Raw genomic sequence first — 23,841 nt, 5'->3', positions numbered from 1 at the left:
CGCATCGGTCTCCAGGCCAGCAGCGAGCGCCTCGAGCGCCGCGTCTCCCCTCAGGAAGCACGCGGCAGCTCGACCCGGAACACCGAGCCGGCGCCCAGCTCGCTCTCGACGAGGAGGCGGCCGCCGTGCGCCTCGACGATGCGCTTCGCCACGGCGAGCCCGAGGCCCGTCCCGGGGATCGCGCCCGCCGACGCCTTGAGGCGCCGGAACGGCTCGAAGAGGTGCGCCAGATCCGCCGCATCGATCCCGACCCCGCGATCGCGAACCGCTATCTCGGCGCGGCCCGTGCCGCCGTGGACCGTCACGTCGACCTGGCCTCCGGCGGGAGAGTACTTGAGCGCGTTCGACAGGAGGTTGTTGAGCACCTGCAGGACCCGCGTCGCATCGCAGCGGACGAGCACCGGCGCTTCGGGGAGCGAGAGCTCGATCGGATGCTCCGGCGAGACCGGGCGGTAGAGCTCGACCGCCTCCTGCACGAGCTCGCGCAGATCGCGGTCCTCGACCCGGAGCTCGAGCTTGCACGCCTCGATCTGTGACGCGTCGAGGAGGTCCCCGACCATGCGCTCGAGGCGATCGACCTGCCGTCCGACGAGCGCCATGGTCCGCTGCACGCGCGGCTCCGACGGCGGGCCTCCGTCGTTGAGGAAGCCGACCGACAGCCGGAGCGCCGAGAGCGGGTTCCTGAGGTCGTGCGCCACGCCGCCGAGGAACGCGAACTGCGCCTCGCGCTGGCGCTCCAGCGACTCCGCCGTGCTGTTGAAGGCCCGCGCGATGTCCCCGAGCTCGCGCGGCCCGACGAGCGGCGCGCGCGCGGCGCGGTCCCCCGCGCCGTAGCGGCCGATCGCCTCCTGGATCGCGACGATGGGGCCGTAGACGAGCCGCCGCGCGCTGATGAGGACCAAGGACGCGCCGGCCATGAAGAAGATGACGGCCGCGACGCCGGCGGCGGTCGCGCGCCCGCCCAGACGCTCGATGAGCGCCTTGGACGCACGGGCCTGATGGAGGTTGATCTCGACAAGGCGGTCGAGGGCCTTGAACGCCTCGTCGAAGGCGAGCGAATCGATGGCCGGCGCCCGCGCGTCCGACGAGGGGGGTGGGCCGCCGGCATCGGCGGCTCGACGCCCGACGAGGTATTCATCGACGCGCTGCTCCGCGTCGATGAGCACGTCGCTCTCTTCCTGGCTGCTCACGTAATGGTGAGCCTCCGCAAGGCCCTTCCGTAGCTCGCTCTCCCACTCGTGGAAGGTGGAGCTCGGCCCGCCGCTGGCGGACCCGGCGTCGCGGTTGCTCTGATGTGCATCGAGGAGGAGGTCGATCTGCAGGCTGTGCACCAGGCGGACGCTCTCGATCGCGTCACCGAGGATCCCGGTGGCCTGCTGCATGGTCGTCGCGGCGACCATGAGCGCGGCGGCCACGGCGATCGCCGCGCCCGTGAGGAGAAATGTCGCGATCCCGAGGAGCGTGCTCAGGCTTACCTGCCCTGAGGAGCCGAGCTCTGACGGGCGCCGCGCCGCTGCTGATTCCATGGTCTCGATTGGTCCGATTTTGCGCCCGAGGCAACTCGGACGCACCGTCGCCCCCGAGCGGCGGCCCTCCGCGCTCGCCAGCGGGCGCCGCGCGCCTCCGCCGAGGCGAGCGACGCCCGAGGCTGTCCGTCGTGCGTCGCTGACGCGAAGCCGCCTGGCACGCGTCAGGAGCCGTCGCGACGCCCTGCGCTCGAGAGCGAGCGGTCCGCCCGGCGCAAGCTCGATCGAGGTGCCGGGGCCACGGCCCCAGGGCCCCCAGGGCGGCGGCGCCGGTGAGCTCGGCTCAACGGCGCACGCCGATGATGGGCGGCGTCACGGCGCGGGCGTCACGGGCACGCCTGGGCGGCCGTGTTCCGGCGGAGCCCGCAGGCGAAGGTGCCGCCGCCGCAGCTGAATACGCTGCAGTACTCGTGCACCTCCCTGCGCCCGTTGGGGTAGGTTTTTACCTCGCAGTCCGCAGGGCTGTAGTCGCACACCTCCTGGCAGCGGATCGGGCCGGTCGTCCCGTCGTTCGCGTCCGTGCACGGCCGCTCATCGAGCTGGGTAGTCGACGTGAACCCCACGTCCGCTTGATCATCGAAGTGCCCCGTGCAGAAGTGCGCGTCGGTGACGGTGCCCTCGAGATAGCCCCGGATGTCCGGCGAGAAGAACGGCACCGGGTTCGGCGCCTTGTTGTCGGCGACGCGGCGGACCTCGAAGTGCAGGTGATCGTTGTTCGGCCAGTCCGACGACTCGCCGATCTCCTGCCCCGGGACGACGAGATCGCCCTCCGCGACGAGGGTCGACGCGGCGTGCCCGTAGATGACGTAGACCGAGCCATAGCGGATCGTCAGATCGATCTGGGCGGGCGCGCCCCGGGCGGTGGGGTACCTGCCCACGCAGGCGTCTGGCCCGGCGCACATGACCTTTCCATAGCCGACCGAGTACAAGGGGCTGCGCGCCGGGACGGAGAAGTCGAGCCCGCTGTGGTTGCCGGACGTGTGCGTGTAATAGACGGTCTGGAGCACGACCGAGGTGCACGTATGGCCGAAGTACTGCCCCATGGGCGGCGCATCCCCGCTCGGCATCGTGGTGGGGTGATTGCAGAACGTGGGCACCTTCGTGTCGCTGAGCTCGTCGCCGGGCCTCACCTCGCCGCAGCCGGTGGTCGGGTCCCCCCCGCTGCCTGCGCCCGAGACCGACGCGTTCGTGATGGTCGCGCCCTCATCGAACAGGCTGGTGTCCAGCTCGAGCGGATAGGTGGGCGTTGCGCTGCTCGTGTGGAACACGGCCCCGTTCTTCAGGTACCGGACCAGGCCGCTCTGCACGTCGACGCGGAAGACGTCGCCCGCCTGGTAGGTCCCGAAGTAGCCCTGTCCGTAGCCGTTCTCCACGACCTCCAGTCCCCCGTCGCCGCGCAGGTAGATCGCGTAATCGATGTCTCCGTACCCCTGATCGGCGTCGCCGTGGCCGAGGCCCGCCATCTTGTACCGGTTCGTCTCATTCGTGGAGAACTCCACGTAGCCGTCGTCCGACGCGATCTGCTGGACCGACGAGGCCCCGGCATGCCAGCCCCAGCCGGCGGCGCGCGTCAGCGAGCCCCCGCTCGCCGGCGCATGGCGGACGTTCTTCCAGAACCCCGGCGGCATGCAGCTCGTGTCCCCGGCCGCGCAGCTCACGACCTGGGCACCGGTAACGGTCGCGCCCCCGTCGTTCAGGCTGGTATCGAGCCTGAGCGGATAGGTGGGCGCCGTCAGGCTCGTATGGAACGCCAGCCCGTTCTTGCGGTACCGCACCTGGCCATTGAACACCTCGACACGGAAGACGTCGCCAGCCTGGTAGGTCCCGAAGTACCCCTGTCCAACGCCCTGCTCGTAGATCTCCAGGCCTCCATCGGCGCGCAGGTAGATCGCATAATCGATGTCCCCGAAGCCCTGATCGACGTCGCCGTGGCTCAGGCCCGCCATCTTCTGGAGGCTCGCCTCGTTCGTGGAGAACTCCACGTAGCCGTCGCCCGCCTCGATCTGCTCGGCCGACGAGGCCCCGGCGTGCCAGCCCCAGCCGGCGCTTCGCGTCAGCACGCCTCCGTTGGCGGTGGCATAGCGGACGTTCTGCCATAGCCCGGGGGGCATGCAGCTCGTGTCCCCGGCCGCGCAGCTCACGACCTGGGCGCCGGCGACGGTCGCACCCTCGTGGTTCAGGCTGGTGTCGAGCCCGAGCGGGTAGGTGGGCGCCGTGGTGCTCGTGTGGAACACCATCCCGTTCTTGCGGTAGCGCACCTGGCCATTGAACACCTCGACGCGGAAGACGTCCCCGACCTCGTAGGTCCCGAAGTAGCCCTGTCCAACGCCCTGCTCGTAGACCTCCAGGCCCCCGTCGTCGCGCAGGTAGATCGCGTAATCGATGTCTCCGAAGCCCTGGTCCGTGTCGCCGTGGCCGAGGCCCGCCATCTTCTGGAGGTCCGCCTCGTTCGTGGAGAACTCCACGTAGCCGTCGCCCGCCTCGATCTGCTCGGCCGACGAGGCCCCGGCGTGCCAGCCCCAGCCGGCGTCGCGGGTCAGCAGGCTTCCGTTCGCCGTGGCGTAGCGGACGTTCTTCCACTCCTGCGGCGGCATGCAGGCCTCGTCCCCGGCCGCGCAGCTCATGATCTGGGCCCCGGTGACGGTCGCGCCCTCGTGGTTCAGGCTGGTGTCGAGCCCGAGCGGGTAGGTGGGCGCCGTGTTGCTCGAATGGAACACCATCCCGTTCTGCCGGTAACGCACATGACCGTTGAACACCTCGACGCGGAAGACGTCGCCCGGCTGGTACATCCCGAAGTACCCCTGCCCAACCCCCTGCTCGACGATCTCCAGGCCTCCATCGGCGCGCAGGTAGATCGCGTAATCGATGTCCCCGAAGCCCTGATCGGCGTCGCCGTGATTGAGGCCGGCCATCTTCTCGAGGTTCGCCTCGTTCGTGGAGAACTCCACGAACCCGTCGCCCGCCTCGATCTGCTCGGCCGATGAGGCGCCGGCGTGCCAGCCCCAGCCGGCGCTTCGCGTCAGCGCGCCTCCGTTGGCGGTGACGTAGCGGACGTTCCTCCACAGCCCCGGCGGCATGCAGCTCGTGTCCCCGGCCGCGCAGCTCGCGACCTGAGCGCTGGTGATGGTCGCGCCCTCGTGGTTCAGGCTGGTGTCGAGCCCGAGCGGGTAGGTGGGCGCCGTGGCGCTCGTGTAGAACACGAGCCCGTTCTTGCGGTAACGCACCTGGCCGCTGAACGCCTCCACGCGGAAGACGTCGCCGGCCTGGTACGTCCCGAAGTAGCCTTTCCCAACCCCCTGCTCGACGATCTCCAGGCCTCCATCGGCGCGCAGAAAGACCGCATGGTCGATGTCCCCGAAGCCCTGATCGGCGTCGCCGTTGCCGAGGCCCGCCATCTTCTCGAGGCTCGCCTCGTTCGTGGAGAACTCCACGAACCCATCGCCGGCCTCGATCTGCTGGACCGATGAGGCCCCGGCGTGCCAGCCCCAGCCGGGGCTGCGCGTCAGCAAGGTCCCGTTCGCCGGGGCGTAGCGGACGTTCTTCCAGAACCCCGGCGGCATGCAGCTCTCGTCCCCGGCGGCGCAGCTCGTGACCTGGGCGCTGGTGACGGTCGCGCCCTCGTCGTGCAGGCTGGCGTCGAGCGCGAGCGGGTAGGTGGGCCCCGTGTGGCTCGTATAGAATACGCCCCCGTTCTTGCGATAACGCACCTGGCCATCGAACACCTCGATGCGGAAGACGTCGCCGGCCTGGTAGGTCCCGAAGTAGCCCTTCCCGTGCCCCTGCTCGAGGATCTCCACACCCCCGTCGGCGCGAAGGAGCACCCCGTAATCGATGTCCCAGAACGACGGGCTCTCATCGCCGTGGCTCAGCCCGGCGATCTTGGTCCGGTTCGCCTCGTTCGTGGAGAACTCGACGAACCCGTCGCCCGCCTCGATCTGCTGGACCGACGAGGCGCCGGCGCTCCAGCCCCAGCCCGGACCGCGGGTGAGGGCGCCGCCCGACACCTGGACCTCGACGGCGTTGCTCCAGAAGGCGGTGGCGCCCTCTGTGGCCCGCGCGTCTCCCGCGCTCGCGATGGTGCTCCCGAGGGCGAGCGCCGCGAGGAGCGCGCCTTTGCAAAGCCTCCTCATGATGCGCCCGTCCTCCCGCGGCCCGCGACGAGCGCGGCGGCGGGGCGTGGCGCAGGGTACCGGATGGATCTGTCGAATGCGTGAGTAAGCACGGTGTTGATCTCCTCTGGACATGGATCGTTGATGAGAAGCCGGGCAGACGAAGCCCTTCGGCCAGCGCTCCGCCGCGGGTCGCGCGTCGCGTGTCGCGCGGCCGTCGCGCGTGCGCCTCCGTTCACCAGCGCGCGACGGCGGCTGGCACCGGCGCGCAGGAGCGCGCTGCGACGCGGATCAGGTGTGGCTCTCCGGCCACCCCCGTTCCTACGCCGCGGCCGTCCGTCTTCTGACAGACACCGAGCCTCTTTTCCCGCGCGCGCCGCCGGCCATGCCCGGCGAGGGGCGCCGCCCGGCATGGCGGGCGGCGCGGGGGGCTGGGGAGGCGGGCGTGCTCCGGCCGGGCGACGGCCAGGACGCGCCCGCGCGGCGCGGCACCGCCGTGCTATGTCGAGCGACATGGCAGCGCCGCGCATCGCCGTCGTGGGGCACGTCGAGCACGTGACGCTCGGCCGCACCGAGGGCGTCCCTCAGCCGGGCGACATCGTTCACCTGCTCGACGCGCGCTTCCTGCCCGGCGGGGGCGGCGGCCTCGCCTTCGCGCAGCTCTGCCGGAGCGACGCCGAGATCCACCTCTTCACCGCGCTCGGGCGCGACGCGGCGGCGCGCGCCGTCGAGGAGCGCATCCGCGTCGCGCCGGGGCGCGTGCACGTCCACGCGGCCGTGCGCGCCGTGGACCACCCGCGCGTGGTCGTCGTCGTGGACGCCGAGGGCCGTCGCACCATCATCGTCACGGGGGCCCCGCTCCAGCCCGCCGCGACCGATCCGCTCCCGTGGTCGATCCTCGCCGGCTGCGACGCCGTCTACTTCACCGGCGCCGACCCCGAGAGCCTGCGCCTCGCGCGCGCCGCGCGCCGCCTCGTGGTGACGGCCCGCAGGAGCGCGGCGCTCCGGGCGGCGGCGATCGCGCCCGACGTGGTCATCGGCAGCGCCTCCGATCCGCGCGAGAACGCCCCGCTCGACGCGTACGACCCCTGCCCCGGCGCGCTGGTGCTCACCGACGGGCCGCGCCCCGTCCGCGTCCTCCGCCCGGGGGGCGCCGCGCTGGTCGACGCGCCGCCCGCGCCCGCCCGCGTCCTCGGCGAGTACGGCGCCGGCGACAGCTTTGCCGGGGCGCTCACCTTCTATCTCGCCCACGGCCTCCCGGTCGAGGAAGCCTGTCGCCGCGCCGGACCGCACGGCGCCGCCGTGCTGGGCGGGATCGATCCGCTCGAGACGCAGATCCGCCTCGTCGCGCCGTGACTCAGAGCCACGTCTGCGGGGCGGTATCCTGGCGCTTGTTACCTAGATGCAGCACCAGGGGTAGAATTGTGATACCGCCCATGTCTTGTCGTCCTGACAGCGCAGCGCTGGACCGCAGTTGACGCTCCCAGACTCGGCCTCGCAAACATAGCCGACAGCATCGCACGGCTCGCCTGGGCTGGCGCCCTCACATGGGACGCAGCGCGCGTCGGCCCCGGAGCATCCACCACACGCCGATTGCTCCGTCTTGAGCCAGGCTGCCGGCCGCGCTGCGCAGCTGTTCTGGGTATCGTCGGGATCGCCCATGTTGGGTTTGCATTCGAACGCGAGAGCGCAATCGCCCGTCGTGTACGTGCAGATCTTCCCGATCTCCGGACACGCTGTCGACTCGATCAGCACCTCGCTCGGGCACCCGGGCGAGACCACCGTCTCCCCGCTCGGCGCGCCGCCGGCGCCACCCGCTGGAGCGCTCTCCGCGTCGAGGTCGACGTGCGAGGAACAGCCGATGAACAGGGGCACAGCGAGGGCAACACCGACGAGAGAGAGGTGACGCATCAACTCCTCCGGGCCTGCCCTCAGCAACTGCCGTTCCGCAGCGCTCCTTGCCTTGTTTCCGGCAGCTACGTCGACCGCTGGAGTTCCCCTCTGGCCCAGGTTGGCACGCTTCGGCAGGCCCCCATGGCGCAAGGACCTCCGTCCAGCCAGCGTGCTCCTGGTCCAGCCACCCCGGTCCGGCCTGAGCAGGCTGCCGGGCGAACGGCACAGACTCCGCTTTCATGGCCACGTCGCCCCCGTCGCCGCCATCCTCGCATCATGACGGCGTCAGGAGAGCCACTCCGCGCGCGCTCGGGCGACCTCCGCCGGGGCGCATCCCTCCGCCGGGGCGCGCAGGCGCTCCCATGCCTGCTCGATATAGGCGAGGCACTCCATGATGGATCCCTGCTTGCCGGCCTCCCGCGACCCGCGGGGGATCGCGCGCTCGACAGGGCAGACGGTGTACTGCTTCTCGTGATCGACGACGACGCGATAGGTGGCTACGTCCTGCCGCTCTTCCTGGTCCATCTTCCCCTCCACGGGTCGGCCCGACTGCGCTGCGGGGTCGCACCATAACCTCGGCCCCCGCGCCGTCGAGCCGGAATTTCCGAGCGCGGATCGCAGGATCAGGCCGTCTCCGCCCGAGACGGCATCACGCCGGGATCGATGCCCGTGTCACGACATCGCGCCAGCGAGCCGATGCCTCATTGATCGACGCCTCACGCCGCGGGAACGGGCCAGGAGCCTCAGCCCGTGTCTTGTCGTGCGCGCAGCCACCGGTGGTTCACATCGACGTTCAGTCACGCGCTGCTTGCTGGGCGAGGCGGCCGACGCTAGCGTGGCACACCTGCGGAGGTACGAAGGAAGCGACCGAGAGGACCGAGCCATCATTATGGCGGTAGGCGCCGATGGCTTCGCCTTCACGGAGCGACGTATCCGCCTACGAGGTCACCGGCGTTGACGAGGGCGGTAGGTGCGGCGTCGGCGCACGTCGAGCGCGCCTTGTCTCCGCCGGCTGCAGGGCATGGCGGCGTGATACGGACGGTTCAGGTCCAGCTCAGAGTGGCAATCGAGCGTCGACCTTCGTCGAACAGCCACTCGAGCGTCGCGGTGATCTCATCAAGAACAAACTGGCCGCGGTCGAACGGGCTCGCCTTCCTCGGGTCCACGGCGAGCAACTGGCAGGTGCCCGCCTCCACGGCGGCGCGCAGGAGAGAGGGCCTCCTCGCCTGTCTTTGCGGTCCGCGCGTTCCAGTCAGGAGAGCACGTCGGTGGCCGTCTTCGCCCCAAGGACGTTATCGATCCAGCGGTCGAGGGTCGCGATGTCCGTGCATGCGTGAATGCGCGCGCTCTCGTTCGCGGCCACCGCGATCCCTGCGCGCGCAAGCAGCCGCAGCAGCGTGTCCCGCTTGCCCTTGAGCTCGCCCTCACGTAAGCCCTTGAGCTCGCTGCGATCCATGAGCTCCCGCACGAACGGAAACCTCGCCTCGTCTTCGATCTGCCGTTCCATGACCAACGCCTCCAGAGCCCGCCGCATGGGCTCACGCAACCCGCTCCAGATGACCTGAAAGTAGACCATGGCGTGCTCCTGGTCGAGCCGACCAAGCGCATCGAGCGCAGCCTGGAGCACGGCGAACCCGTTCGGCCCATTGCCGTGCGCCACCGCCGAGAGCACGGCCAGCTCCGCGTCCCTCTCCGCCTCGGCTGGGTCGGTGATCTCGGGGACGACGGCCGGACCGAGCACCAGCGGCTCGACATGGCCGAGGCCCAGGCCGAGGTCGATGCTCTCCGCCGCCCAGGCGGCCACGCCGGCGTCCGGTGCGATCACGAGCACGACCGTGCCGCAGCGCTTCTTGGCGCGCACGAGCGTTACGTACGTCGGCCACGAGAACTTCTTGTCCGGATCCATGTCGCGCTGGACCTCGATGACGATCGCCAGCACGAGCGCGCCGCTCGCGTCTCGAAGCTCGAGCACCAGATCCGCGCGGAACTCCACCGGGATGAGCTGATCCAGCGACGACTCGACCACCCCGACCGAGGCGTGCGCCGGCACCTCGAGGTGGAAGAGCGTCGCGAGCCAGAGGGGCGCGAGCTCGGGGTGCTCGCGGAACGAATATGCGGTGCCGAACCGTCGCGTTCCGTCACTTTCGTCGAGATTTCGGGGGAGCGTGACGACGGATCGCAGCCCCTCGGAAGTCGCAGGCCCAACGTGGGCCCAGCTGGCGAGCCTGGGACGTGTTGAGCTCGCGCCGGCCGACCCGTCGCCTCGATCTGCGCTGGTTGACTCGCTCGCCCGCACGCTGAGCCGCGCTGTCGCGCTCGGTGATATAGAGGCCGCCCGGGTGGTTCACGAGGCGATCGGTCGGCTGCTCGGACTGTCGGCGGCACCGAAGGGGCGAGCAAGGTCGCGCCGACAGTAGCAGGCTGCATAGACGAGGCACCGAGGTAGGACAGACGCGGAGAGCCGCGGAGGCCGAGCCACGTCGGCACGGTCCGCTTCGTCCTGGCTCTGCCGGGGCCTGGGTACCGCCGACCCCTGGCAGCGCAACGGGCCGACGACGCGCCGCGCTCGGTCAACGACCTCGCGAGGTCCGAGAAGCCCTGCGACGCGGCGAAGGCCACCCCAACATCACCGCCGCGGAGGGGCATAACGTGCTCTTGATGGGTACGATGGGCTCCGGTCGAGCCGGAGGGCCCAGGCCCATGCGTTGTGCCTACCTTAGAAGCTCCCGCCGCTCAGCGCGCCCGCCTTCAAGCTTCGTCCGCCTTGCGCATTGCAGCCCGCACCGCTGCCGCCGCCTTCTTGTCTTTCACGATCCTCTCCAGCCACACCCGCCGGATCCGCATCATCGACTCATCCGGCAGGCCCAGCTCGGCCAGTGCCGCCTGGCCCTGCCCCTGCTCGGCCGAGATCACAAGCTGCGCGTACTCGCCCGCCGTGATCGGCCCGCGCTCCTTCTCGAGTGCCGCCACGTAGGCCGCGTCGTACGCTGACAGGAGCTTCTTCTTCCGGCGCGCGATCTCGTCCTGGATCTCGTCAAGCCACTGTTCGTGCAGCGACTGCCAATTCTTCGGCGTGAGCTTCTCCGCTTTGAGGATGGTGTCGCAGTCCGCCGGCCGCTGCGCGAGCTTGGCCGCAATGACTGCGCAACGCTCGATGGGGTAGGCCGCGAGAGGCGGTGCGGGCTCCTCCGGCGCGGGGAGCGGACCAGGCTTTTTCGCCTGGGTGTCAGGCTCGGGCGCCTCCTCTGCCGAGGGCTCCATCGCCCCCATGTCTGGCCTCGCCAGTGGGCCGAGCATGGCAGGAGGGGCGGGCTCCTTTGCCGTCAGCAGCGGAGACCTCGCATCGCGCTCAGGCGCAGGCGGCGCGTGCAGCGCAGGCGACAGCGCTGGAGGGATCGCGACAAGCGGCGGACGCAGCACCTTGTCAGGAGCCTCTGCTGGCTCCGCCCCTCGCGGCGAAGACTCTGCTTGGTGACGTAGCGCAGGCTCAGCTCGCTCGCCCTGCACGAATGGCAACGCGGGTTTCGCGGCGACCAGTGAAGCCGCGCTGGTGGCAGTGGGCGCATCGGCGGGCGGCTGCGCCGCGGCTGCCGGAGTGGGTACCGCGGCTGCTCGTGACGCGGCCTGAACGAACGCAGCGGCCGCGGCCTCGAGGTGCTGTGCCCGACTCGACGGGGGTACCGCGGCCGCCGGCGGCGCGGACTGCACGAAGGGGGGGACTGCGAGGCGCTGCGCCGGGCTCGACGGGGGAGCAGGTTGGCCCGCGGGCACTGTGGCGAACGGTAGGGCCGGCCGGGAGACGGCGAGATCCTGATTCACGTCCAACGGCAGGGTGCAGACCTCAGGGTCATCCTCGTTGTGCACGGCGCTATCGCCATCGTGCGCCTGGTCGTAGGGCGCTTGGAGCCCGATCTCGCTCATCGCGCCGCCGCCGGCCCGGCCGCTCGCGATCCCCACTCCAGAACTGCTGGCCACGCCCTCGCTGTCGTTACTTACGAGGGTCTGATAAGGCCCCTCCAGCGCGACCAGGATCTGCCCGGCCTCTTGCGGCTCTCGGAGCGGGACCTGGCCGCGCCAGGTCACCGTGCAGATGCAGCGGTCGGTGTTGATCCAGAGCAGATCGGGCCACATGGCGACGCCCTGCGAGGGCTCGCCGGGGCGGTCGACGTAGGCGCGGGGGTGGAGCCCCGGGAGGCTCGTGACGAGGTGCGGGTGCTCGGGGTGGAGATGCTCGAGGATGAGCCGCTCGTCATTGCGGAGCGCGGTGGTCTGCTGGTCGACCGGCGCGGCGTTGAAGTAGCTGACGTCGAGGTCCGGGGGCAGGGGCTGGCGGTGCCAGTCGTTGCCGGGGAACGTGGCCGCGTAGCGCCCCAGCTTCTGCCGGCGGGTGGGCCATCCGGAGGCAACGGGTCCAAATCCCACGGGCTCGATGACGTCGTCCGGCCCGATGACGACAACGCCTGGACGCTGGAGGTTGGGGAGGTTGCGTCGCCCGTGGATGTCGCGAGCATGGGGGGGCATGCCGACGGGGTTGGAGGTGCCGGGGCCGCCGCCCGCGTACTCCCAGAGCAGCGGCATCCTGGTGAAGCGCGAGCTCTGATCGAGGACGCCGTGCTGCGTGAAGCTGCGAGCTCCATAGACCTCGATGGCCTTGTCGATGTCATTCACGATCACGCGGGCAGTGAGGGATCGGACTGCCGTGCCGTTGGGCGAGAAGGCGTGGCCAACGAGGACGACGTCCGCCCGGGCGCGGTGGGGGACGAAGTCGGAGGCCGCATAGAGACTCCAGCACGCGTCGTCGCGCCAGTGGCGGTCGGATAGCTGGAGCGGCTCCTGCTCGGCCGCGAGGGCACACACACCGGGGTACAGCTTGAACGTGCTTTTACAGACGAACGTCTGCATCCAGGCGCCTGGATGGGGTTGCCACACGACCAGGCCAACGGGGAGCTGCGAAAGGGAGACGACCTTCACTCCGCCGGCGATACTGCAACCATCAACACGAGGCGTCAATGTGTGGGCGTTCGACCGTCTGAACGGCCGCACTGGCGGAGCCCTGAGCGTACAATGCGCGCGGGCCCCTCTTGCGGACAGGGATGGCTGCCGGATAGCATCGGCTGTCCGCTCTACAAGCGCAGGGTAGACCGGGCTAGGAATGCCCATGGCCGACACGCACCCGAGCATGCGAAACAAGGGAACCGGACTGAGCTCGGGGGTCTACCGAGTCGAGGCGCAGATCGCGTCGGGCGACATGCTCGATGTGCGTCGCTTCCAGGCCACCGAGCGGATGTCCTCGCTCTTCGAGGTCCAGATCGTCGCCGTATCGGACGACCCCGATATCGACTTCGAAGCCGTCATCGGCCAGCCCATGACCTTCACCGCGCACGCGAATCAGACCCGCGTCTGGTCCGGACTGTGCAGTCACCTCCAGCAGGTGGCCGTCGAGGAGCGCTACCTCTCCACCTACGAGCTGACCCTGGTCCCGCGGCTCTGGCTCGCCACCCAGCGCCGCAACTACCGCATGTTCCAGCACAAGTCGGAGGTCGACATCGTGCTGCAGCTCCTCGGCGAGTGGGGCATCTCCCCCACGCGGCGGCTTGCCGGCGAGTACAAGAAGCGCAAGTACCGCGTCCAGTACGGCGAGAGCGACTACACCTTCATCAGCCGCATGCTGGAGGACGCCGGGGTGAGCTTCTACTTCGACAACGGCGGAGAGAGCCGGCTCGTCCTCGACGACCGCCCCCAGGCGAACGTCGCCCGCATGCCCATCACTTACCGCGATCACCCGACCGACGCCGACCGCGAGCACGTCACCAAGGTCGTCGTCGGCCGCCGCCTGCGACCCGGCAAGTACACGGTGCGCGACCACGACCACCGGAGGCCCGCGAACTACAAGCTCCTGGCCACCGCCTCCGGCGCCGGCCCCGTGGAAGATCAGCTGGAGCGCTTCCATTATGTGCCTGGCGCGTTCCTGTTCGAAAGTCAAAAGGGCGAGAGCTCGCCGACAGCCGACGATCAGGGCAAGTACCGCGCGGACGAGTCCGAGGGCGAGGCGCTCGCTCAGCGTCGGCTGGAGGCGAAGCGCGCCTCGGCACGGGAGATCGTGTTCAAGACCAACGTCATCGATCCCGCACCGGGCGCCGTCCTCTCGTTCCTCGAGCACCCGAAGAGCGAGCTCGGTCCCGACAAGAAGCTGCTCGTCCTCGAGTCCCAGCTCTCCGGCGAGGTACCGGCCGAGTGGGAGCACTCCTGCGTCGCCGTGAGCGCCGACGCGCCCTACCGACCGCCGCTGCGCACGCGCAAGCCCCGCGCGCAGGGCGTCGAGAGCGCCACGGTGGTCGGTCCGCCCGGCGAGGAGATCCACGTCGACGAGTTCGGCCGCGTGCGCGCCCACTTCCACTGGGACCGCGAGAGCAAGATGAACAACGACTCGTCGTGCTGGATCCACGTCAGCCAGCCCTGGGGCGGCGCCGGCTTCGGCGGGACCAACCTGCCGCGCATCGGACAGGAGGTCATCGTGGACTTCCTCGGCGGCGATCCCGACCGGCCCATCATCGTCGGCCGCGTGTACACCAACCTCCAGAAGACGCCCTACTCGCTGCCCATGAACAAGACGCAGAGCGGCTGGAAGAGCAACTCGAGCCCGTCCACGTACGGCTACAACGAGATCATGTTCGAGGACAAGGCCGGTAGCGAGCTCGTCAGGATGCAAGCCGAGAAGGACCTCCACAAGCTGGTCAAGAACGATCAGGAGACGACGATCGGCCGCGACCGGACGACGGGGATCGGCCACAACGAGGACGTCACGGTCGGCAACAACGCCACGAAGAGCGTGCTGAATAGCCTGCGCGAAGCGGTGGGGATGATCCGCGCCCGCGCCGTGGGTGTCGACGAGGTAGTGCAGATTGGCCGGAATCAGACCATCGACGTCGGGGAGAAGATCGAAATCACGTGCGGCAAATCGAAGTTCGTGATGGACAAGGACGGCAACATCACGCTCAAGGGCGTTAGGATCCTGGTCGATGGGAGCGAGCATGTCCAGGTCTTCGGCGATCCGATCGATCTCAACTAGCCCTGAATGCGGTCGCAGAAAGCGGTTCGAGCCCGGAGCTTCATGCCGAGCCACATCCCGCGGCGTCCCGTCCGGTGTCGTCCTTCTTGGTGTCCGTGCAGGGACCAAGATCGAGTTCGTCATCGATCCTACCTGAGCAGTGCCATGCTGGCCGTGAATCGAACCGCCTTTGCTGCGACGCACCTCATCGACGGCACCCGCGTCGCCGTCCACCGCCGCTAGCCATGTTGGCCGCCAACGCGACCCCCTTCGCCGCGCTAGGGTTCGAGCAGAAGCACCGTGACGGCGCAGCCATGGCCGTCGTCGCGGCAAGGGGCACGCTTCTACTCTCGCCCGAAGGCCGGCTGTCGATCGCCCCCGATCAATCCTTGATCCTCGCCGACGAGTACGAGGGTGATCCGCATGCGACACCGATGCTCCGGGTCGGCCTGCTCATCCCTTTCAAGCCCGCGGCCGACGTCACCCTCCTCGCTGATGGCCACGCCCCCGGGGGCGTGGCCGCGCACGTCTGGCAGGTGGGCGCGCGCGTCGGGGAATACACGCGCTTCCTGAGGGCGTATGCGCCGCGCGCGTTCGAGCCGGACGCCGGCGGGTTTCGGCTTTCCACGGGAGAGCCGGCGGCCCGCGCGTCCATCGACTACCGATCGGCCGCCGGCGGCGTCGTCATCGGCGATCCCGAGGGCAACGTCGACGCGCGCAACCCCATCGGCCGGGGCGTCCTCGATCGCCGCCACACGCCGGCCGATCGCGCCTACCCCGCGCCCACCATCGACAGCGAGGCCGAGCCTGTGGGCGACCCGGCGGCGCGGCCAGAACCGCAGGGCTTCGGGCCCGTGCCGCCCTGGTGGCAGTTTCGCAGCCGCTTCGCCGGCACCTACGACGACGCCTGGCTGGCGACTCGCCACCCTCAGCTCCCCGCCGATTTCGACTATCGCTTCTACCAGACCGCGCACCCCGGCCTGGTCTTGCCCGGCCATCTCCGCGGCGACGAGCGCGTCGAGCTCCAGGGCCTCACGCCGGGGGGCGGCGCGCTCGCGTTCACGCTGCCCGGCCACTCGCTCTGGGCCTGGTTCAAGTGGGAGCGGGGGCGCCGCGTCCCGGTGCGCCTCCACCTCGATGGCATGCACATCGATGTCCGCGGCGAGCCGCCTTGGTCTGTCCAGCTCACCTGGCGCGCCTGGGTGGCCATGTTGCAGGGCTTCGATCGTATCGATCTCGCTGCCGCGAGCCTCGAAGAGGCCGCAGCGCTGCCGTGGTGTGACGAGCGAGGGCTCGTGAGCCCGGGGAGCGACGCATGAGCATCCCGCGCGAGGGCAGCCGCGACATAGGCGAAGGCATCATCGTCTCGACCTGCCCGGATGTCTGCAAGACGCCGGTCGGCCCGGCGCTCGTCCCCATCCCTTATTCGATCTACGCAAGGCAGAACCAGGCGGCCGTGGACACCGCGACCACCGTGCTGCAGACCGGCGATCGGTCGCACAACATGGGATCGAAGGTGACGACGTGCCAGGGTGACGAGCCGGGCAGCGGGCTCGGGGTCAAATCGGGCACGGTGGGCAGCGTCTGCGAGCCCAAGACCTACTCGCCCACCGTGCGCATCGAGGGCAGGAACGCGATCCGCCACGACGACGCCTGGTGGATGAACGACCGCAACACCGAGGGGAAGCTCATCTTCGTGCGGGACACGCGGGTGATGAGCGCCAGCGACCGCCCGGTCCAGGTCGCCTTTCTCGACACGACGGGGGCCTACACGGGCACGGCCACGACGCCGGGGAGCGCGCCCGCCGCGGGGCCCATGGGGGCGGCCGCCAGGCTCAACGCGCTGCTCGGCCTCGGTGCGCTGGGAGCAGGCCTCGGGGAGATGGCCGGTCAGTATTACATCGGCAATGAAGGCATGTTCGCCCGGAGCATCGATCAGCACCTTTATGGCCAGATGAGCGCCGACCAGCGGAGTGCCGCGTATGGATCGAGCGGCTGGTACTGGAACCAGGTAGATAGCACCAACAATCAGCTCTCGCTCAAGGCGGGCACCCTCGTCGACTTCCGCCAGATGACGCCCGAGCAGCTCGAGCAGCTCGTGAGGCAGCCGTGGCCCTCGGCCGAGAAGATCCGGCAGAACGCCGAGCGCCTGCGGGCGCAGCGCGCGCGACAGGAGGAAAATGCGCGGCTCGCCGCCGCAGCGGGCAACGTGCGCGTGACGCGCGAGCGAGACCGGCCTTGCAACGTCGGCCCATACAGCACTATCCGCGGCACGTGCGAACCCGGCTACCAGGCGCACCACATCGTGCCCGACTACACCCTTCGTTATGGCACGAGGGCCGAGGGCGAGGCGGGGATGAAGCGCATCCCCAACTTCCCGTCATTCGGCGACGGGCCCGCCATCTGCCTCCAGGGCAACGCCGGCGACGACGGCTCGGAGCACTGGGAGGCGCACGGCGTGGACGCGAGCATCGCCCAGCTGGGCGTGAACGGCACGCCGCCGGGGACGACCGCCATCGGCAGCATCATCGACCTCTCGGAGAATCAGGTCGTCAACCTCCGCCGGGAGTGCGAGGCGCAGATCCGCGCCGCGGTGCAGGCGGGCTTCGCCGGGGTTGACCGCGCGCAGCTCGGCCGCACCACCATCATGCCGGCCGTGGACGGGAGCCCGCAGTACGAGGCGCTCAGCACCGGCATGCGCCCGGGCGGTCGCTACTGAGGTCGAGGGAGACATCACCATGACGACGCCGCTCACCTTCACCCGCGCCAAGGCCGCTGCCGCGGACTTCCTCTGTGTCGCCGGCGTGCCAGACGGCCAGGAGCCCTTCACGCCGTTCACCCGGCTCTGCCGTTACGATGCCGGCGATGCGGGGCCGGTGAAGTGGTTCTACGACGACCTCCGGGTCGCGGTCACCTCGATCGCCCGCTTCACCCCCGCGCCCGGCGCGCCGACCTCGTTCTGCGTGCTCTCCGCCGAGGGAGACGTCGTGCTCGTGCGGCCACCGTTCCCGCGCGAGAAGATCCCCGGCGCCGGCATCACCTCGCCCGACGCCGAGCGCTGGGGGCGCCTCGCGCGCCTCCGCCCTGTCGGCGACCACCTCTACGCCTGCGGCGACGGGGGGCAGGTCTATCGCCGTGTCGGCGGAGACTTCGGCGCCGGCCGCTGGGAGCACCTCGATCGCTCGCTCTTGCAAGATCCCGAGGAGCGGGCCCGGGCGCTCCTGCGCGCGCCGAGCTCGCCGGCCGCGGAGCACAAGGTCTTTTACTGCGTCGACGGTCCACGCGAGGACGAGATCTACGTCACCGGGACGCGCGGCACGATCCTCGTCTGGGACGGCGCCACGTTCACCGCTCTCCCGCCCGTCACGGCCGCGGCGCTGGTGAGCATCTTCGTCGAGGACGAGAAGCGCGTCTGGATCTGCGGGCGCGAAGGCACGCTCCTCCGTGGCAACCGGCGCGAAGGCTTCCGCGCGGTCGCGGTCTCGGGCCGGCGCCAGATGTTCACGTCGATCACCAGGCACGACGGCCGGATCTACCTGGCAAGCGGCGCCAATCCGCGCGGCCTCTTCACCTACGAGCGCGGCAGCCTCCGGCGAGTCTCGACCGGGCTCGTGCCCGAGATCGAGGACGCGCACACGGTCGACAGCGTCGGCGGCGCGCTCTGGGTCGTCGGCTCGAAGGACATCGTGCGCCTCGAGGGCAGCCGCTGGGAGCGGATCGACCACGTCGACAACGCTCCCATCCGTTGACACTTGACGGTCATCGTCATCGGATGATGTGCGCGTGGTTAGCGCGGGATGCCCCGCGAGTGGTGCGAGGTGAGGATGCGAATCGTCTTGTCGCGCCTACACGCATGACACCGCCCAGGCCCGGCGTGGAGGCAATCACCTCGGATCCGTACCCTGCGGCCGACGTCATCGAGCCGCCGCATCCGCACGCGCACGCGCTCGGGCTGGCCCTGGCGATCGCTGGCGTGACCCTGCGCCGATGACCGCCACCCGGTGCCCTTCCTCAAACACCGACGTCGCTGTGAAGGCGACCCCGACGGGGGGCTCACCGCTGCCTCCGCCACCGGTGCGGCCCGGGCTGCGGCCGTGCCGTGGTGCCGCGGAGGGCTGGTGCCGCGGAGGGCCAGAGCCGCCATGTGGTGCACGGAGCTCGGCGGGCGCGACGGCGCGCTGCTCGCCGCCCGCCATGCCCTCTACCAGCGGGCCCGCCGCAGGACGCCCTTGCGCTGGACCGGCCAGACTCGCAACTGGACACCGATCGGCGCCGTGACCCTCAAACGCCACGCTCACGAGGCTCAAGCACTCATGAGGATGTGACCAGATCAACGGCCAACTATCTTGACCCCCCCGGATCGTGCTCCGCCTGCCGCTGCTGGAGCAGGCTGCCGCGCGCGAGGGCAGCGCGCTCCGTGACGTCCGGCTCGCGATCAACCACCTGTGCAGGGGCGAAGCGCGCGCCCGTGCCTCCGGGGAAACCACCTTCGCCGAGTTCGCTGAGCGGGTTCTCTCTGGAAAGCTTGCCGAGCAGTATCCGGACCATGTGAAGGCGATTTGGACAGCCGATAAATATGAGCAGAGGCTGGGCCACGTGCTCGACGTGCTAGGCCCCGTTCCACTCGTGCGCTTCACACTCGACCATGCCGACCACGCGATGTCACGGCTGCCGGCGCACCTGGAGCCCGGATCGCGCCGGAATATTGCGATCGTCATCCATCGGCTATTGGCACTGGCTGCCTCGGCGCCGGAGAGGTCCTCGCGGAACGAATCTGCGGGGGCGAACCGTGGCGATCCGTTGCTTTTCCCGCAATTCTGGAGGCACGTGACCACCGATCGCACCCCTTCGGGAGCGATGGCGCCAACCCGGGCCCAACCGCCGGGCCTCGGGCTTCGAGGGGGCGAGCCGCCCCTCCCGTCGCCCCGGGCCTCTGTGGTCGCCTCGCTTGCCGAGACACTCACCCGCGCCATCGCGATCGGGGATGAGGAGGCGGCCCGTGTCGTTCACAACGCTATTGGCCAGCTGCTCGGCCAGGGCCGAGTACCGGCAGGGCAACCAAGCTCGCGCTAAGAGTAGCAGGTCACATCGACGAGGCACCCCGGTAGGGCAGCCGCGGAGATCCGAGGAGGCCGAGCGACGTTGCCACGCTGCGCGTAGCCCGGCTCTGCCGTGGCCCGTGCGCAGCGGCCAGTGCTTGTATGCACTCTCACGAGCGCGCGTCGGCCCGACGGCTTGGCGTTCAGCAGCAGGCAGCCGAGCGTAGCGAGGTTGACTGCCAACTGCAACGCTGAGTTAGGCGGTGACCGTGCCATCGCCGTCCGTTCTGGTTTCCAGAACCAGCCAATAGCGAAGCCAGGTCAGAAGCGCGCAAAGGGGCGCATCAGTTTCACGGCCGAGAATACTGTCGACGGAGTCAACGTCACATGTGTAGCCAAGGTATCCGAACAAGGCCACCGCAGCTTTGCGTTGCCCGAGAGTCACCTCGGAATCGGCGAGAACGGACAGCAGCTGTTCGGGCGAAGCCGCAGCGCCCACGACCACCGCGATACCCTGTTGAACTGTGCCTCGTTCGACGACGGCATGGCGGTCCCAGATTTCTTCCTCACTCATACTGTAAATCTCCGTAGCACCGTCCCAATCCCCGTACTCCTCGTCGCTATTGAATGCGGCAAGAAGATTGAGGAGCTGTGAACGAGGAAGCCCCGCAAGAAGCGACCGTGCGTATGCGGATAGCTCTCGATCCGCGCCAAAGGGAACCTCAGGGTGTGACATGTAGCGGCTGTAGAAGTCGCAGAACGTTGCAAGCGCATCCAGATCGAGTTCCGCCCGAAGGGCGGCGGCCAAGCAGAACGGTGTCCGGCGTTCCATTCTGAACCGATAGAGCAAAGACAACGCCGACAATCGCGTCTCTCCGTCTGCATCGCAGAGCGCAGACACGGCATCACCAAACTGATATGGCGTTGCCAACTTCCTAATCACGCCGGTGAGCGCGGCGGACTCGAATCGCTGGAGTCGTGGTGGACGAAGCACGAAGGGCCCGCGCTCAACGATCGAAGGGCTGTCCCTGACGTGTTGCCGAACGTCCATCCATAGCGCATCCGACTCGTCATCTCGCACAATGATGAGAATAACGGGAAGAACGTATCCCTTCCAATAGCGAAGATGGCGAGCGTCCGCCTGATGCTTGGCTCCGGCGTTGTCAAAGAACGACGGGCCCCTTTTGACTTGAAACGCGACTAGAGTTGCCGCGTCGCCGACAAATTCGATGAAGCCGTCGATCCCTGTATCAAGGTCCTCCGGCATGAAAATCGGCTTGCACCCGGCCTCCAGCGCAACACGCTCGACATAGTTCACGCCCAGCCGGCCTGTGATCTTGTTTGCACTCAGTTTCATGTCATCCGCGAGTCTTGCGAATCCGACTGACGCACAGGCATTCAGCTGAGAGCGCCAGAGGGAGGCGCGCAGCGCCGACCGAGGCGTTCGTCAGCTGTAATGCCATATTGGGAAGCTCCCAGCAAAGGTCATCCACACTTCGCTTCGTATCAAGACGGAAGCGCTCCGTGCCCAGTTAGGGGCGTCCCGGCACAACATCGACTACTCGGTCCGCGCCAGCACCGCGGCAGCGTCCCGAATCCGCTGTGCGAGGCTAGGCGCCCTTGCGTCGAGTTCGTTACGCACAGATTCCCATGCGACACCTGGCTCGACGTGTCGTGACTCCGACTGCCAGGATTGACCGATGGTCAACCATCCCTTCCGAGCTAGCACAGACTCAAGCATGGCATTCCAGTAGGGTTCGAAGACCTCCGCAGCGTTTGCCGGACCGAGATCAATCTCCGAGAGGTCGAGAACGAGTGCATATCGAAGAACACTCGCAAAGACGTCGACCTCCTCAGAACCATCGGGCCGGCGTCGATGAAGATGCTTGTGGTCTGTGAAGCGCCGCGACAGAAAGCCATTCTGGAATTTGCCGTACTTGACTCCGATCGCGTTGGGGTTAATGAGCAGGCGCCCATCACCGTTGCGGTCGTAGATTGCATGTTCCGACGCGTTCTCGTGTACGAGCACATAGAGGCCGACCTGGGTTTGTTGGGCTGCGGAGCTGAACTGCTCAAGGAACCGTCGTCCCCCGCGTGCCCAGCTCCGCTCCGCGTTCCGGAGTTCGTCGGTAAGATCGCGTAGAGTCATGGCTGTCCCGCTACTCAGTGCTCGGCAGCTGCGCGAGCTGGGATCTCGCCGCGGCGGCAAGCCGGTGTTCGATGTGTTCTGGGGTTGAGTCTGCCCAACTATCAATCGATTGGGCAACCGAAGCCGCCGCCCCAGGTCTGTCTAGCGCGTCTCAGTTTGTCTTCTCCCCCACAGAGAATCTCATGGATCGGCTCTGAGCCGCAAGGCCAAAATCCGATCCAGCGCCATAGGATAGATCGGTCTAACACCGGCGACGGTCGCCGCCGTTCTAGGGGTCGGGAGCGCCTGGACAGGGCCGGCGGGCGCGCAGTCGGAGGCGTTGCGCCGCGTCGCGCCTGGGTGACACGGCGCAACGCCTCATCGGGAGGTTGCCGGACCCAGGCCTGTCCGTTCGCGACCTCGTGAACGAAGGGGCCCGTCGAAGGTGCGGCGGACGGCCAAGCCACCGCGCTTCCGTACTTGCTTCATTGTCGAGCATTGACGCGCCTCTTGTCGCGAAAACTGGGGCACCTCCGACTGACGGTGGTCGCGTAGAGGAACTTGATCGCCGCCACGTACTGGTGCTGCGTCGCCTCCGCGATCTTTCGCTGCTCGGCGAGGTAGAGCAAAAACGCGCGCACCTCGTCGAGACCCATCTGCTGCGGCGGCTTGCGGTGATAGGCTACGAAGGCCCGTGCGCAGCGGAGGTAATTGTCGCACGTCGACGGCTTGTATCGCCGCAGCTTCAGGTCTTCGGCCATTCGATCGCGGAGCTGTCCCATCGCTGCCCTCCTGGTGGAAGCGGCGCCCGGGCAGGGGCGTCGCGAACGGCAGGGTGGGCAGGGAATGAGGCGGCGGGCGGCCAGTCCTGCGCTGCGCCGGGCGCTTTTTTTTGCAGTAAATACCGGCAAAAGTCGCGCTGCGGCAGCAATGACTGCCGTGACAGCCGCAGCGAAGACAAGGATCCGAGCCGCGGCAGGAAACCGCGGCTCGGTGTCCGGAAGGCTTAACGGAGCAGGGCCCGCAGCATCTTCTTGGGCCTCACGACGAGCTCCTGCACCTCGTCAGCATCGCGCTCGCTCGCGACCCCAAGCGCCGCCGCCAGGTCCATGGCTCCCAGGGTGTTACTGAGCACCCTCGTTGACGCCGATGGCGCGCCTGTCGATCCGGCTGTTTGATGGCGGGCGCGAGGGCGGCGTCTTCATCGCGGTCGCGGTCGTCGTCGAGGTCGCGGCCGTCCTCGCGGTCGCCCTCAGCAGGGACAGGAGCTGCCGCGAAGCGGCTTGGTCCAACGGTCAAACTCCGAGCGTGGGGAGCTCGCCGTGACCGACCCGACGCCTCGGGCGGCCGTGGTCACCTTGCTCGCCGGCACCCTCAGTCGTGCCGTCGCCCTCGGTGATGAGGAGGCGGCCCGGGTCGTTCATGAGGCGATCGGTCGGCTGCTCGGTTTTTTATCCAGCAGCGGAGGGGCGAGCGAGCTCGCGCCGGTAGCGTCATACCTACCACCGCCGGGAGATGGCGTTCGCGGACCCGCATGGTGTCGACGAGCAGCAGGCGCCGTGCCCCTGGCGCTTTCGCCACGACGCCATGGGCCGCCTCGTCGAGGTCACGCTGCCGAGCGGCGCGCACAACCGGGTGAGCTACGACGGCTTCGGCCGGCCGGCGCGGGTGAAGCGCGACGGCGTGGCCAGCATCACCTACATCTACGCCGCGGGCTCGAGCGACGTGAAGGAGAAGCGCTTCGCCACGCCCGCCGGCGTGCTGGTCCGCTCGGTCACGTACGTTCGCGACGGGCTCGGCCGCATCACCAGCGAGACCCACCGCGACGCCACCGGCAAGACCGCGACCTTCACCCACGATCACGACGGCAAGGTCATCGCCGGCCAGCTCGGCTTCGAGAACTGCGTGCGCGGCGAGGGATTCAGCCGGCAGACCGTGCACCGTCCCAACGGCCAGCTGGCCAGCTCACGCATCACGCTGACTCAAGTACGGCTTCCGCGACTTAGTTGCCACTGGCGACGATAGCGAACGGGAACAACACGCGGCCGTATCGGCGCACGTCGTTTCCCAATAACCAGCCGAAACCATAAAGCGACCA

The 23,841-nt window shown here is 68.9% G+C and carries 18 protein-coding genes; 8 read left to right on the top strand and 10 right to left on the bottom strand.

The features are described 5' to 3' along the window. Positions 1–50: 50 nt before the first annotated feature. Both WMF19_RS40105 and WMF19_RS40100 read right to left on the bottom strand, forming a co-directional pair. Positions 51–1,526, bottom strand: a complete 1,476-nt coding sequence (locus WMF19_RS40105) for an ATP-binding protein (protein WP_437895201.1) — start codon at positions 1,524–1,526, stop codon at positions 51–53. A 326-nt stretch (positions 1,527–1,852) separates the two neighbouring features. After that, positions 1,853–5,656, bottom strand: a complete 3,804-nt coding sequence (locus WMF19_RS40100) for a M23 family metallopeptidase (RefSeq protein ID WP_437895200.1) — start codon at positions 5,654–5,656, stop codon at positions 1,853–1,855. 492 nt (positions 5,657–6,148) lie between these two features. Here WMF19_RS40100 and WMF19_RS40095 point away from each other — a divergent pair, with 492 nt between their 5' ends. Then, the gene (locus tag WMF19_RS40095) at positions 6,149–6,991 is read left to right on the top strand and encodes a PfkB family carbohydrate kinase (protein WP_437895199.1); all 843 of its coding nucleotides are present in this window, start codon (positions 6,149–6,151) and stop codon (positions 6,989–6,991) included. Between the two features lie 42 nt (positions 6,992–7,033). Here WMF19_RS40095 and WMF19_RS40090 read toward each other — a convergent pair whose 3' ends face one another. The 5 genes from WMF19_RS40090 to WMF19_RS40070 form a co-directional block, all read right to left on the bottom strand. Continuing rightward, positions 7,034–7,546 (bottom strand): hypothetical protein, encoded by a 513-nt coding sequence (locus WMF19_RS40090; protein ID WP_437895198.1) that lies wholly within the window; start codon positions 7,544–7,546, stop codon positions 7,034–7,036. Positions 7,547–7,813: 267 nt separating this feature from the next. Beyond that, positions 7,814–8,053 carry an MbtH family protein gene (locus WMF19_RS40085; protein ID WP_437895197.1) on the bottom strand — a complete coding sequence of 80 codons (240 nt, stop codon included), beginning with the start codon at positions 8,051–8,053 and terminating at the stop codon, positions 7,814–7,816. A gap of 518 nt (positions 8,054–8,571) precedes the next feature. Next, complete coding sequence (locus WMF19_RS40080) at positions 8,572–8,724, bottom strand: hypothetical protein (protein ID WP_437895196.1); 153 nt, start codon at positions 8,722–8,724, stop codon at positions 8,572–8,574. 56 nt (positions 8,725–8,780) lie between these two features. Further along, positions 8,781–9,578, bottom strand: coding sequence for a hypothetical protein (locus WMF19_RS40075; protein WP_437895195.1), 798 nt, complete (start codon positions 9,576–9,578; stop codon positions 8,781–8,783). Between the two features lie 698 nt (positions 9,579–10,276). After that, positions 10,277–12,430 (bottom strand): DUF2169 family type VI secretion system accessory protein, encoded by a 2,154-nt coding sequence (locus tag WMF19_RS40070; RefSeq protein ID WP_437895194.1) that lies wholly within the window; start codon positions 12,428–12,430, stop codon positions 10,277–10,279. Positions 12,431–12,686: 256 nt separating this feature from the next. On the opposite strand from WMF19_RS40070, the gene WMF19_RS40065 reads away from it, so the two are divergent. From WMF19_RS40065 to WMF19_RS40045, 5 genes are all read left to right on the top strand, one after another. After that, positions 12,687–14,597 carry a type VI secretion system Vgr family protein gene (locus WMF19_RS40065; RefSeq protein WP_437895193.1) on the top strand — a complete coding sequence of 637 codons (1,911 nt, stop codon included), beginning with the start codon at positions 12,687–12,689 and terminating at the stop codon, positions 14,595–14,597. 224 nt (positions 14,598–14,821) lie between these two features. Further along, positions 14,822–15,895, top strand: coding sequence for a DUF2169 family type VI secretion system accessory protein (locus WMF19_RS40060; protein ID WP_437895192.1), 1,074 nt, complete (start codon positions 14,822–14,824; stop codon positions 15,893–15,895). After that, positions 15,892–17,295 carry a DUF4150 domain-containing protein gene (locus WMF19_RS40055; RefSeq protein ID WP_437895191.1) on the top strand — a complete coding sequence of 468 codons (1,404 nt, stop codon included), beginning with the start codon at positions 15,892–15,894 and terminating at the stop codon, positions 17,293–17,295. Before WMF19_RS40060 ends, WMF19_RS40055 begins: the two co-directional genes overlap by 4 nt. A gap of 19 nt (positions 17,296–17,314) precedes the next feature. Continuing rightward, entirely contained in the window at positions 17,315–18,325 is a 1,011-nt protein-coding gene (locus WMF19_RS40050) for a hypothetical protein (protein WP_437895190.1), read from the top strand. A 613-nt stretch (positions 18,326–18,938) separates the two neighbouring features. After that, positions 18,939–19,649 carry a hypothetical protein gene (locus WMF19_RS40045; RefSeq protein WP_437895189.1) on the top strand — a complete coding sequence of 237 codons (711 nt, stop codon included), beginning with the start codon at positions 18,939–18,941 and terminating at the stop codon, positions 19,647–19,649. 222 nt (positions 19,650–19,871) lie between these two features. Here the strand turns inward: WMF19_RS40045 and WMF19_RS40040 are convergent, their stop codons facing one another. The 3 genes from WMF19_RS40040 to WMF19_RS40030 form a co-directional block, all read right to left on the bottom strand. Continuing rightward, positions 19,872–20,972 carry a DUF4365 domain-containing protein gene (locus tag WMF19_RS40040; protein ID WP_437895188.1) on the bottom strand — a complete coding sequence of 367 codons (1,101 nt, stop codon included), beginning with the start codon at positions 20,970–20,972 and terminating at the stop codon, positions 19,872–19,874. Between the two features lie 201 nt (positions 20,973–21,173). Next, positions 21,174–21,764, bottom strand: a complete 591-nt coding sequence (locus WMF19_RS40035) for a hypothetical protein (RefSeq protein ID WP_437895187.1) — start codon at positions 21,762–21,764, stop codon at positions 21,174–21,176. Between the two features lie 464 nt (positions 21,765–22,228). Beyond that, positions 22,229–22,525, bottom strand: a complete 297-nt coding sequence (locus WMF19_RS40030) for a site-specific integrase (RefSeq protein WP_272104025.1) — start codon at positions 22,523–22,525, stop codon at positions 22,229–22,231. Between the two features lie 367 nt (positions 22,526–22,892). Here WMF19_RS40030 and WMF19_RS40025 point away from each other — a divergent pair, with 367 nt between their 5' ends. Both WMF19_RS40025 and WMF19_RS40020 read left to right on the top strand, forming a co-directional pair. Then, complete coding sequence (locus tag WMF19_RS40025; RefSeq protein WP_437895186.1) at positions 22,893–23,069, top strand: hypothetical protein; 177 nt, start codon at positions 22,893–22,895, stop codon at positions 23,067–23,069. 189 nt (positions 23,070–23,258) lie between these two features. Beyond that, on the top strand, positions 23,259–23,768 hold the full coding sequence (locus WMF19_RS40020) for a hypothetical protein (RefSeq protein WP_437895185.1): 510 nt from the start codon (positions 23,259–23,261) through the stop codon (positions 23,766–23,768). Positions 23,769–23,841: the final 73 nt, after the last annotated feature.

Source organism: Sorangium sp. So ce124 (assembly GCF_051525235.1).
GTDB classification, from domain to species: domain Bacteria; phylum Myxococcota_A; class Polyangia; order Polyangiales; family Polyangiaceae; genus Sorangium; species Sorangium atrum.
This window is presented reverse-complemented; position numbering and strand designations above follow the sequence as displayed.